Genomic DNA, 12,193 nt, shown 5'->3' on the forward strand with positions numbered 1-12,193 from the left:
CTGCGCTGCAAGCATTTATTGCTTGAATCCGGGGCTTGTGGTGGTTCCGTGCGGGCGCGGTCTTTTTTCATCCAGCTAAAGCGCCAGGCATGAAACCTGCGGTGCGGTCCAAACCGAGCTACAGGCTCCAAAAGGGCAGCCGCTATGATTTGCCGTTCCCTGGCTGTCCCTGACAGGGCCGGTCCCGCGCATTTTTCCCCTTGGAATCGATTGTTTTCATGACCCACGGCCTGAACCTCGCCCAACAAGAAGCCGTGAACTACCTGCATGGTCCCTGCCTGGTACTGGCGGGCGCCGGTTCCGGCAAGACGCGAGTGATCACACACAAGATAGGCCGGCTGATCCAGTCAGGGCTCAAGCCTGAGCAGATTGCCGCGATCACCTTCACCAACAAGGCCGCCGCTGAAATGCGCGAACGGGCCAAGGCGCTGATCGGCAAAAGCGCCAAGGGCGTGCTGGTCTGCACCTTCCACGCACTGGGCGTGCGCATGCTGCGCCAGGACGGCGCGGCGCTGGGCCTCAAACCCCAGTTCTCGATTCTCGACAGCGACGATGTGACCAGCATCATCAAGGACGCCGGCGGCAGCACCGATGCGGCCACGGCGCGGCAATGGCAATGGACCATCAGCCTGTGGAAGAACATGGGCCTCAATGCAGCAGAAGCCATGGTGCAGGCCAATGGCGACGAAGAGCGCGCCATCGCCCGCGTGATGGCGCACTACGAAGAGCGCCTGACGGCCTACCAGAGCGTCGACTTCGACGACCTGGTCGGCCTGCCGCTCAAGCTGCTGCGCGAGCACGACAGCGTGCGCGAAAAATGGCAGCAGTCGCTGGGCCATGTGCTGGTCGACGAATACCAGGACACCAACGCCACGCAGTACGAGATGCTCAAACTGCTGGTCGGTCCGCGCGGCCGCTTCACCGCCGTGGGCGACGACGACCAGTCGATTTACGGCTGGCGCGGCGCCACGCTGGACAACCTGAAAAAGCTGCCGCAGGACTACCCCAACCTCAAGGTCGTGAAGCTCGAGCAGAACTACCGCTCCACCAGCGCCATACTGCGCGCGGCCAACAACGTGATCGGCCCCAATCCCAAGCTGTTTCCCAAGACGCTGTTCAGCGAGCTCGGCGAAGGCGAGCCGGTGCGCGTGATCGATTGCGACAGCGAAGAGCACGAAGCCGAACGCGTGGTGGCCCGCATCCAGAGCCTGCGTGCCGAAGGCAGCTTGCAGGCAGAAGGCGGGCAGTACAAGGAGTGGAAAGATTTTTGCGTGCTGTACCGCGCCAACCACCTGGCCAAGCCTTTCGAGAAGGCCTTTCGCAAAGCCAACATTCCGTACAAGGTCTCGGGCGGCCAAAGTTTTTTCGACCGTGCCGAGATCAAGGACCTGTGCTGCTGGATGCGGCTGCTGGTCAACAACAATGACGACCCGGCGTTCATGCGCGCGGTGACCACACCCAAGCGCGGCATCGGCCACACCACGCTGGGCGCACTCGGCACCTTCGCGAGCCAGTCGAAGCAAAGTCTTTTCGAAGCGCTCTTCAGCAACTCGCTGGGCTCGGTGCTGCCGGCCAAGGCGGTGGGTTCGCTGCACGAGTTTGGCCGCTACCTCAACGACCTTGAGTACCGCGCCAAGCGCACTGTGGGCGCGGAAGACGCGCGCGTTTTCCTGAACGACTGGCTCAAGGAAATCGACTACGAGAAGCACCTCTACGACGGAGAAGACAGCGAAAAGCTGGCCGCCGCGCGCTGGACCAACGTGATGGATTTCTGCGACTGGGTGGCCCAGCGCTGCGGCGGGCAGATCGATGACGCCTCAGGCGCCGTGGTGGCCGCCGAAACCAAAACCATGCTCGAAGTGGTGCAAACCATTGCCCTGCTCTCCACCATCAGCGAACGCGAAGGTGACCAGAACGTGGTGACCCTCTCTACCTTGCATGCCGCCAAGGGCCTGGAGTGGCCGCACGTGGTGCTGGCCGGCGTGAACGAAGGCCTGCTGCCCTTCAAGCTGGAAGACGATGACGGAGTCAACACCGACAGCATCGCACTGCGCCTGCAGGAAGAGCGCCGCCTGATGTACGTGGGCATCACCCGCGCGCAGCGCACGCTGGCGGTGAATTGGCTGCGCAAACGCAAGAAGGGCCGCGACATGATTCCCGGCGCACCCAGCCGCTTCATCGCCGAGATGGCGCTGGACAAGGCCTCCGTGAAGGAAGACCCGCGCGAAAAGATCAAGGCCTTGCGTGCGGAGTTTGCGAAGAAGTCAGCGGACGGGATTGCGGCGGCAGCGGCGGCAGAGACGCGCTAGCGCTGCCCTGTTCCGTGGTTAATTCGGCGCGAGATCAGGTGCCGGGCCGCATGAAGGCGTTTTCAGTGCTGTGGTTACAAACCGTTTCAGGCCACGGGTTTTTACCGGTGCTTTACCTGATTGAGATGTATTCGTGAGATAGTGCGCAAGCTCCACGGCCTGCGCGTTGCATCAACCCCGCACTCGCGTGCCCGAGTTTTCCGTTTCACCCCCTGCACTGCAGCCTTGGCCGCTCCGTCCGCCTTGCTGCGTTGCTACAGCCCGTACCGCACGACCAGGCCGTGCACTCACTTGTTCATGACTTTGCTTTTTCTTCGACCCGCTTTTTTTTTAATCGCCGCTTGCGCAATATCCACTAGCGCTACGGCCCAAACGAAACCTGCCGCCGCTTGCCCGGCCGCCACGGAGATGAAGGCCGCACAACTCCATGGCCTGTGGGCCGTGCGCTTTGACCGCCCACCTGCCGGCTTGCCGGCCCGCGCCACCATGCTGCTGGAACGGCATGCCGAATTCGCCGAAAGCCTGGCCGGCATCGTGAGCCGCGACCTGGGGCCGGCCGTCGGTTCCAAAGCCATTGCCGGACATGCGGCCAAGGCCGCATTGGCCGGTGACCTGGAGGGCGGCATGTTGCTGCTCGACGAGTCCTCCGACAATGTCAGCATCACCGGCACCTGGAATGGCGAAATGGTCGAAGGTTCTTGTGGCAAGGCCTTCAAGGGCACCTGGAAAGACACCAGCAGCAGCGCCCCGGACAATGCACCCGATGTGCCCTTCACGCTGACCCGGCTACCCTGAACAGCGCAATTTTCAAGACCGAGCCATGCCACTGAAATCTCTCCATCCTGCTGCTGCATCGCTTTGCACGGTGCTTCTGGCCCTCCTGGGTCTTGGCACCACGGCTGCGGCACATGCACAGGCCACGCCGGCAAACCGCCCATCCAGCACAGGCTGGCAAACCTGCCAGGCCATGAAGGGCGACCCTGCGGCGCAGCTCACCTGCTTCCAGCAATGGGCCGATGCGCAAACGCCCGCCAACACACCGGCGCCCAGCCTGACCACAGCGCCGGCCAATGCCCAGACCGGCCAGCCGGCCACCCCGGTGCTGCTGCTGCCATCACTGAACACCGAAGCGCCGGACGGCAAGCCGATCGGCTGCAAAAACACCAGGTACTCGGAACTGTCCCGCTTCTGGGAACTGCAGCGCGGCACCGACTGCGATACGTTTTCGCTGCGCGGCTACCGGCCAATCACGCTGGCCGTCTCCACCGCCGACAGCGTGAACACGCAACCCTCGTCACCCGCCGCAGGGCATACCGCGCTGACCTCTGTGCCCTATATGCGCACTGAAAACAAAATCCAGCTGTCGGTGCGCACCAAGGTCGCCAAAGGCCTGCTGAAAAGCGGCGACAACGATGACGACGACCATGACTCGGTCTGGTTCGGCTACACGCAGCAAAGCTATTGGCAACTGTTCAACGGCAGCATCTCGCGGCCGTTTCGCACCACCGACCACGAACCCGAGGTGATCTACATCTACCCGCACCAAATCCCGCTGGCCGGTGGCTGGAACTACCGGCTCTCGGGCCTGGGGCTGGTGCACCAGTCCAACGGCCAGTCGCTGCCGCTGTCGCGCAGCTGGAACCGCGTCTACCTGATGGGTGCCGCCGAGAAAACACTGGGCCAGGACTCGGGCCTGATTCTTCAGGGGCGCATCTGGGACCGGCTCAAGGAGTCCTCGGGCAATGACGACAACCCCGGCATCGAAAACTATGTGGGCCGCGCGGAAGTCACGGGCAGCTGGCAGATCAACAAAGCCAACACGGTGGGCGTCACGCTGCGCCACTCGTTGCGCAAGGAAGCCCGCGGCTCGGCCCGGTTTGACTGGATGATGGCGCCGGCCTCGTCGCCCAACTACACCGGCTTGCGCTACCACGTGCAGCTTTTCAGCGGCTACGGTGACAGCCTCGTGGACTACAACCGAAAGCGCAATGTTCTGAGCATCGGCCTGAGCCTGGTGGACTGGTAGGCGCTGGAACGGCATTCCGCGGTTTGCTATAGTTTTTATAGCTTATCGCGCTTTTATTTATTGGCCTCAGAGCGGTTTTCGCTTAAAAAAATCGGACACAAACGTGTCTACAGGGCGCATCCAGGCACCACGGCAACGGCGCGTCGGCTGATACCGGGACGCCTGCGCTTGCCGTAAGGTGGGGCGATGACTTTTGCCGAGCCCACCACTTTCACGCTGGCCTGCATCGTGGCCGGTGCGCTGCTGATTGCCATGACACTGGGCGGCTCTTTCATTGCACGGTTACCTCTGAGTGCCGCCATGCTGTACCTCGGTGTTGGTGTGGCGGTCAGTCCCGTTGGACTGGGGCTGCTCAAACTCGACGCCCTCAAGAACACGGTGCTGCTGGAGCGCCTCACGGAGGTGGCGGTACTGATCTCGCTGTTCACCGCCGGCATGAAGCTCGAGTTCCGCGTACGGGATGGCCGCTGGCGCATTCCGGTGCAACTCGCAACCGTGTCGATGGTGGTCACCGTGGCCGCCATCACCGCACTGGGCGTTTATGTGCTGGAGCTGCCCGTGGGCGCCGCGGTGCTGCTGGGCGCCATCCTCGCGCCGACCGACCCGGTGCTGGCCTCGGATGTCCAGGTGGCCAACCCGGGCGACCGTGACCGCCTGCGTTTCGGCCTCACCGGTGAGGGTGGGCTCAACGACGGCACTGCTTTTCCGTTTGTGATGCTCGGGCTGGGCCTGCTGGGCCTGCACGAACTCGGCGAAGGCGGCTGGCGCTGGTGGGCCGTCGACGTGCTGTGGGCCGTGGCCGGCGGTCTGGCCCTGGGCTGGCTGCTCGGCACGCTGGTGGGCCGCGCCATCCTCTACCTGCGCATGCGCCACCGCGAAGCGCTGGGCTCGGACGAATTCATCGCGCTGGGACTCATCGGGTTGACGTACGGCCTGGCGCTGCTCTTTCACACCTATGGCTTCCTGGCGGTGTTTGCGGCGGGCCTGGCGCTGCGCCGCATCGACGAGCCCGACGTGCGGCCCTTGCCCCAGGCAGCGGCCGCACCCGACAAAACGCTGAGCCCCGATGACCAGGAAGCCTCGGGCGCGGAAGCGCCCGCCCACATGATGCGCGCAGTAGAGCGCTTTAACAGCCAGCTGGAAAGCTTCGTGGAAGTCGCCATCGTGCTGGCGGTGGGCGTGCTGGTCGCCACTACACGTTTTCGCGCTGAAGTGCTGTGGTTTATCCCGGCGCTGTTCCTGGTGATCCGGCCGGCGGCGGTTTTTATCGGACTGCTGGGAACGCCGGTCAGGGGTTCGCAGCGCCGCCTGATGGCCTGGTTCGGCATTCGCGGCATCGGCTCGCTGTATTACCTGCTCTATGCCATCAACCACCACCTCCCGCCCGCGCTGGCGCAACGGCTGCTTTCCATCACGCTCGCGGTGGTCGTCGCCTCGGTGATTGCCCACGGCATTTCTGTCACGCCGCTGATGAAACGCTATGAGGCGCGCAAACCGGGTAAACGCCGCGGGCCCTGAACAAGCGGTCCGGCGGGCGTCCGCACAGCGTCACAGAAAGTCACCTTATTGATAACGATAACGATTCTCATTTGTATAATCGCACTTTGACCGATTAACAAAGACACAGGAGTCGTCGTGAAACCAGCAATCAAACCCGCCATCCTTGCCGCCCTGGTGGCCCTGCTTGCCGTGCCGGCCATGGCCCAGCCCGCAGCAACGGCAGCGGCCGGCGCCGCGCCTGGCACAGTGGCGGCACCTGCCACCACGGCGGCCGCCGTGGCAAAGCATTACGCCCACCTGGTGCAATCAAACTATGACGACACGCTGGCCAGCACGCTCATCCTGCAAAAAGCAGTGCAGGCTTTTACCGACGCACCGTCGGACGACGGCCTCAAGGCCGCGCGCAAGGCCTGGCTGGACGCGCGCGAGTATTACGGCCAGACCGAGGCCTTCCGTTTTTACGGCGGCCCGATCGATGACAAAAACGGCCCTGAAGGCCGCATCAATGCCTGGCCCATGGACGAGTCCTATGTCGACTACGTGAAAGACGCACCCAACGCCGGCATCATCAACAACCGCAAGGCCGTGATCAACAAAAAACGGCTGGCCAGCCTGAACGAGCGCAACGGCGAAGAAAACATCGCCACCGGCTGGCACGCGATTGAATTTTTGCTGTGGGGCCAGGACCTGAGCACCACCGGCCCGGGCAACCGTTCGTTTGAAGATTTTGTGGACGGCAAGAAACCCAACGCCGACCGCCGCCGCCAATACCTCAAGGTGGTGACCGAGCTGCTGGTTGACGACCTCGGCACCCTCACCAAAGCCTGGGCGCCCACGTCGACCTCCTACCGCGCGAAGTTCGAGCGCGGCGGCATGGAGTCGGTGCGCAAGATGTTTGTCGGCCTGGGCTCGCTTTCGCGCGGTGAACTCGCCGGTGAACGCCTCGAAGTCGCCCTGGCCAGCCAGGACCAGGAAGATGAGCACTCATGCTTTTCCGACAATACGCACCGCGACGTGGTGAACAACGCCAAAGGCATCCAGAACGCCTGGCTGGGCCAGTACAAGCGCGCCGACGGCACGACGCTGGCCGGCCCGTCGCTGCGTGACCTGGTGGCGGTGAAAAACCCGGCACTGGCAGACCGCACCAGCAAGCAGATCGCAGCATCCGTCGCCGCCGCCGAAGGCATTCAGGCACCGTTTGACCGCGAAATCGTCGGCGCCAAAGACGCACCCGGCCGGCTGCGCGTGCAAAAAACCGTCGACAGCCTGGTGCAGCAAAGCAAGGACCTGGTGGAAGCCGCCAACGCCGCCGGCATCACCAAGCTGACGCTGGTCAAACCTTAATGGCCAAGGCCGCGTCGTCCCGGATGGTCACGCGCCCTGCGCGTGCAGTGCTTGCCTGCGTGGCCGCAGCGGGACTGGCAGGGCTGGCCTTCTGGGCGTCGGCAGGGCCGGGTGCGCAAGCCGGCACGGCGCCCGACGACGAGAAAACCGGCGGCGACACCACGGTGTTTGCCACTGGCCACAACGCGTTTTCATTTCCGCTGGCCAACCTGGACGATGAGGAACGCACGCGTTTTGTCATCGGTAATTCTTTCTTCAAGCGCAACTGGGTACAGGCGCCGTCCTCCACCACCGCGCGTGACGGCCTGGGCCCGCACTTCATCGCCCGCTCCTGCGGCGGCTGCCATGTGCAGGACGGCCGCGGCGCACCGCCCGACTTCAACCGCGGCCTAGCCGACCAGCCGGTCGGCCTGCTGCTGCGCCTGTCGGTGCCGGGCAAGGACGCACACGGCGGGCCGCTGCCGGATCCGGTGTACGGCGACCAGTTTTCCAATTTCGCGGTGCAGGGCGTGATGCCCGAGGGGCAGATATCCCTGCGCTACGACGTGGTGCGCGGCAAGTTTGCCGACGGCACACCCTACCAGTTGCAAAAACCCCGCTACGGTTTCAGCAAACTCCATTACGGCCCCATGGCCAAAGATGTGATGGTGAGCCCGCGCATCGCGCCGCAGATGGCCGGCGTGGGTTTGCTCGAAGCGATTCCCGAAGCGGAAATCCTGCGCAATGCGCGCGAGCAAGCCGCCTCCGACAGCCCAGTGCGCGGCGTCGTCAACCAGGTGTGGGACGCGCCGACGCAGCAGATGCGCACAGGCCGCTTCGGCTGGAAGGCCAACGTCGCCACCCTGGCACACCAGACCGCGGGCGCCTTCCTCGGCGACATGGGCATCACCTCGCCGGTCTTTCCGAAAGAGACCTGCACAGCCGCCCAGAAAGACTGCCTGGCGGCGCCGCGCGGCGCACAGGGCAAGGCGAGCGAGATTGACGAGAAAACATTCAACGACGTGGTGTTTTATGAAACCACACTGGCACCGGCGGCGCGCCGCAATCCGCGCGATGCCCAGGTGGTGCGCGGCCAGAAACTGTTTGCCGACGCACAGTGCGCCGCCTGCCACCGCCCGAGCTACGTCACCGGCGAAAGCCCATTTCCGCGGCTGGGCAGCAAGGCCGTGCAGGGCCAGACCATCTGGCCCTACACCGACTTGCTGCTGCACGACATGGGCGAAGGCCTGGCCGACGGCCGGCCCGACTTCCTGGCCGATGGCCGCCAATGGCGCACGCCGCCGCTGTGGGGCATCGGCCTTGTGCCCGACGTGAACGGCCACAACCGCCTGCTGCACGACGGCCGCGCGCGCGGCGCGCTGGAAGCCGTGCTCTGGCACGATGGCGAAGCCAAAGCCAGCAAGGACAAAGTCCTGCGGATGAATGCGCAGGAACGCACCGCGCTGGTGAAATTCCTTGAATCGCTATGAGTGCCATGAAGGTATCGAGTGCCTGACCCAGGCATTGCAAGCGACAACCCATAAGGGAGCAGCCCGATGAATTCCCTCACCTCTTTGTTGCAGCCGGCCTGGCGCAAAGCCGTGCCGGCCATCGCCATGCTGCTGGCCGGCGGCGCGGCGCAGGCGCAAGTGGTCGCGCCCAACGTTGCCGTGCCGTTTTACACGGCGGGTGATTTCATGCGCGGCATCCATCGCTTCTGGTATGCGCCGCAAGCCGCCGCATTTGCCGAGCAGGCCGGCGGCCTGCCTGCGGCAATGCAAGCCGTGTGCGACGCGACCGCCACCACCGCACCCGAAAAACTGGAGCAAGCCAAAGAGCGCTGGAAAACCACCGCGCTCGCCTGGGACCGCCTGAACGGCGTGCAGGCCGGCCCGCTGGTGCAGCGGCGCTCGGCGCGGCAAATCGACTTTTCGCCGACGCGGCCCGAGCTCATCAAGCGGGCAATTCAGTCAGCGCCGCAAGATGCCACCGCCATGGAAAGCATAGGCTCGCCGGCCAAAGGCCTGCCGGCGCTGGAGTGGCTGCTGTGGAGCCAGCCTGTTTCGTCGTCTGCACCCGCCACACCGGCCTGCCGCTACGCGGTGCAGGTGGCCGCCGACATCCAGCGCGAAGCCGACACGCTGGCCAAAGCCTTCGGCGAACTGGCGGCGCGCAAACCCGGCGAGTCGGAAGAAAGCAATGGGCCGGCGATGAGCGAGCTGGTCAATCAGTGGACCGGTGCGCTGGAACGCCTGCGCTGGGCCGAGATGGAAAAGCCCCGCATGGCCGGGGTGCAAGGCAACCGCAATGCCGCCTACGCGCGCAGCGCCAGCGGCCAGACGGCGGCGCGCTGGGCCGCGCAATGGCAGGCGCTGCGCACACTGGGCGCATCGCAGGCGCGTGAAGCCCCTTTGCCCGGCGCCGGCCTGGCGCCGCTGGAAACCTATTTGCGCGGACTGGGCCGCAACGAGCCGGCCAACCAGCTCGCGCAAGCGGTGAACAAAACCGACAAAGCCATGCAAAGCGCATCGCCCGCCAACAAAGCCGGCATGGGCAGCGCCGGGCGCTCGCTGGCCGACCTGAAAAAACTCGCCGAAGCCGACATCGCGCCCGCGCTGGAAGTGAGCATCGGCTTTTCAGACGCCGACGGCGACTAGGCATCCACCATGAAAAAGGCTGACGCCCTGACAACACTGCAGCGCCGGCAATGGCTGGTGCTGGCGGCGGCCGGCACCGGCGCCTGGCTCAATCCCGCCCTGACAGCCGCCGTCACAGTCACTGCCCGGCCGCAGCAATTGGCCGCCGCCTGGGAGGCCGCGCACGGCTACCAGGTCGGTGTGCTGGCGTATCGCAGCGCCGCGCTCCGGGTCAGCGCCGCACTCGACGTACCGACGCGCGCCCATGGCGTGTGGGTCGAGCGCAGCGGCACGCTGCTGGCGGTGGCCCGCCGGCCGGGCGACTGGCTGCTGCGCTGGAAGCCCGAAGGCAACGGCACCGGTCAAGCCATCTCCTGGGGTTGGGCCGACCCTGACCGCGCCGTCAACGGCCACGTGATCGCTAGCCCCGACGGCAAAACGCTCTACACCACCGAAACGAATCTCGAAACCGGTGAAGGCCTGATCGGCCTGCGTGATGCCGCCACACTGGAGAAATTTGGCGAATGGCCGACCCACGGCATGGACCCGCATGAACTTTTGCTGGATGACGACGGCAGTTTGGTCGTGGCGAACGGCGGCATCCCCGCGCTGCCTGAAACCGGCCGGCTGAAAATTCACATGGACCGCATGGATGCCTCGCTGGTGCGGCTGGACACACGACGCGGCGCGCTGCTGGGACAGTGGCGACTGGCCGACAAACGCCTGAGCCTGCGGCACATGGCCTGGGGCCGCGCACCGGCGGCAGGCGGGGCGCGTGTCCTGGGCATCGCACTGCAGGCCGAGCATGACGACACGGCAACCAAAACCGCCGCGCCCGTGTTGGCGCTTTTTGACGGCCGGAAGTTGCAGACCTGTGCTGCAGGCGCCGGACAGGTGCTTGCGGGTTACGGCGGCGACATCGCCTGGGCCGCGGGCGGTTTTGCCGTGGGTTGCCCGCGCGCCAACGGCGTGGCCGTGTGGCAGGCCGATGGGCGCTGGACAGGTTTTTTTCCGCTGGAAGAAGCCTGCGCCGTCACGTCGGCCCCGGCCGCGGGCCAGGCTGACGCCATGTTGTGGGCAGGCGGGCGGCTCGCCGCACTGACACGCGACGGCGCAGGCCACACAGCTTTGCCGGCGGTCAGAAATGTGCGGCTGGACAACCACTGGGCGCCGCTTGCGGGTTAGATAACGGTTGGGCTGGCTGGGGGCATCGATGATCGCTATCTTTTTGATAGCTGCTCGCGCCTGTTCTTATTGGGCTACCGGCACATTTGGCAAACAAAAAGGCCCTGAAACCGCGTCCTGGCAGGGATTTTTCCGGATTTTTGTCGTCCCCAGGACAACCAAAAAAGGCTATTTTCAAAGCGAAAAACGGCTTTGACCCAAGCGGGTCCTGCGCAAGCAGCTATTGTTTTTATAGCGCCCCGATGACCTGCGGATTCGAACGCAGCTTATTCGGCGCCCTATTCGGCACCGTTATTCGGCGGACTTCACAGCTTCTTCCACAGCTCGCCATCCCTGGAGCGGTAAGTGCCACCCGTGGCGCAGCAGCCCCCTGCACCGAAGGCGATGCGTCCGAGGGTGACGGTGACGACACCGTTGTCTGCCTGCAGCGATTGCCGCTCGCAATACGTGAAGAAGGGATAGAGATCGGGTTCGAGCACCAACTGCCAGTCGCCCTCGCCGCCCTTTCCGGGCTCCCTGGCCTCCTTTGGTATGGCGCGGTAGACCTTGCAATCATGCACCGCGAGGTGCACCGGCTTACCCTCCAACAGTCCCTTGAATACGCGCTCCGGCGGTATCGCTGCCATGGGGTCCGGCTCGGCAGGTGACGGAGCCGGGACACTGCCGCCGCCTGCCAGCCCCAATCCAATCCCAAGCCCAACAGCCAGCAGGAGCTGGCCCCACAGCATGTTCCGCTCAGGCCTTGTCACCGGTGAAAACGCCTGCCACGCCAGCGCAGCAGCAGCCGCGGCCGAAAGCGCTGTGGCGACCCAGACCAGCAGCTCGGCGGCTTCGGTGGCTGGACTGATCGTCCAGCCAACAGCCAGCACGGCCGCATTGACCAGCAACAGCACGAGGCAAGCCCATGGCCGCACCCGGGAGAACAAGCCAGCAATCAGCAAGAGCACCGTGCACAGCAACACCGCGGGCAGGACCACCACGCCTGAAAACAGCAGTTCGAACACGCCCAGCAGCCAGCCACCACTGCCCGCCACCTTGCCAACGGTGTACAGGTAAAGCGCCAGACCCAGGCCCGGCAGGGCCAACAGCTGTGCGGCGACAAAAGCAAAGGCGTAAGGTGCGTTGGAGGTCTTCAAGGTGTCTGGGATTCTAGAGTGCGGCCGGGATACTTCCGTATGCGGACCTGAGTGAATCCCGTACGCCCAAATGCCATC

10 protein-coding genes are annotated in these 12,193 nt (G+C 64.7%); 9 read left to right on the forward strand and 1 reads right to left on the reverse strand.

The genetic code is table 11. From position 1 onward, the window contains the following. The first annotated feature begins 218 nt into the window (after positions 1 to 218). From AC1DU8_RS19225 to AC1DU8_RS19265, 9 genes are all read left to right on the forward strand, one after another. Entirely contained in the window at positions 219 to 2,309 is a 2,091-nt protein-coding gene (locus AC1DU8_RS19225) for an ATP-dependent helicase (protein WP_477689941.1), read from the forward strand. Positions 2,310 to 2,717: 408 nt separating this feature from the next. Further along, the gene (locus AC1DU8_RS19230; protein ID WP_457282668.1) at positions 2,718 to 3,104 is read left to right on the forward strand and encodes a hypothetical protein; all 387 of its coding nucleotides are present in this window, start codon (positions 2,718 to 2,720) and stop codon (positions 3,102 to 3,104) included. Between the two features lie 25 nt (positions 3,105 to 3,129). Then, complete coding sequence (locus AC1DU8_RS19235; protein WP_457282667.1) at positions 3,130 to 4,335, forward strand: phospholipase A; 1,206 nt, start codon at positions 3,130 to 3,132, stop codon at positions 4,333 to 4,335. A 186-nt stretch (positions 4,336 to 4,521) separates the two neighbouring features. Further along, positions 4,522 to 5,853, forward strand: a complete 1,332-nt coding sequence (locus tag AC1DU8_RS19240; protein ID WP_477727159.1) for a cation:proton antiporter — start codon at positions 4,522 to 4,524, stop codon at positions 5,851 to 5,853. A 180-nt stretch (positions 5,854 to 6,033) separates the two neighbouring features. After that, positions 6,034 to 7,179 (forward strand): imelysin family protein, encoded by a 1,146-nt coding sequence (locus AC1DU8_RS19245; protein ID WP_477701928.1) that lies wholly within the window; start codon positions 6,034 to 6,036, stop codon positions 7,177 to 7,179. Then, positions 7,179 to 8,648, forward strand: a complete 1,470-nt coding sequence (locus AC1DU8_RS19250; RefSeq protein ID WP_477689806.1) for a di-heme oxidoreductase family protein — start codon at positions 7,179 to 7,181, stop codon at positions 8,646 to 8,648. The genes AC1DU8_RS19245 and AC1DU8_RS19250 overlap by 1 nt, the downstream gene beginning before the upstream one ends. A gap of 66 nt (positions 8,649 to 8,714) precedes the next feature. Next, the gene (locus tag AC1DU8_RS19255; RefSeq protein ID WP_477727160.1) at positions 8,715 to 9,815 is read left to right on the forward strand and encodes an imelysin family protein; all 1,101 of its coding nucleotides are present in this window, start codon (positions 8,715 to 8,717) and stop codon (positions 9,813 to 9,815) included. A 9-nt stretch (positions 9,816 to 9,824) separates the two neighbouring features. Continuing rightward, a complete protein-coding gene (locus AC1DU8_RS19260) occupies positions 9,825 to 10,979 on the forward strand; it encodes a DUF1513 domain-containing protein (RefSeq protein ID WP_477727161.1) in 1,155 nt (384 codons plus the stop codon). 28 nt (positions 10,980 to 11,007) lie between these two features. Beyond that, positions 11,008 to 11,175 (forward strand): hypothetical protein, encoded by a 168-nt coding sequence (locus AC1DU8_RS19265; protein WP_477727162.1) that lies wholly within the window; start codon positions 11,008 to 11,010, stop codon positions 11,173 to 11,175. A gap of 109 nt (positions 11,176 to 11,284) precedes the next feature. Here AC1DU8_RS19265 and AC1DU8_RS19270 read toward each other — a convergent pair whose 3' ends face one another. Next, positions 11,285 to 12,115, reverse strand: a complete 831-nt coding sequence (locus AC1DU8_RS19270) for a hypothetical protein (RefSeq protein ID WP_477727163.1) — start codon at positions 12,113 to 12,115, stop codon at positions 11,285 to 11,287. Between the last annotated feature and the right edge of the window lie 78 nt (positions 12,116 to 12,193).

This window comes from Polaromonas sp. P3_A5 (assembly GCF_056403055.1).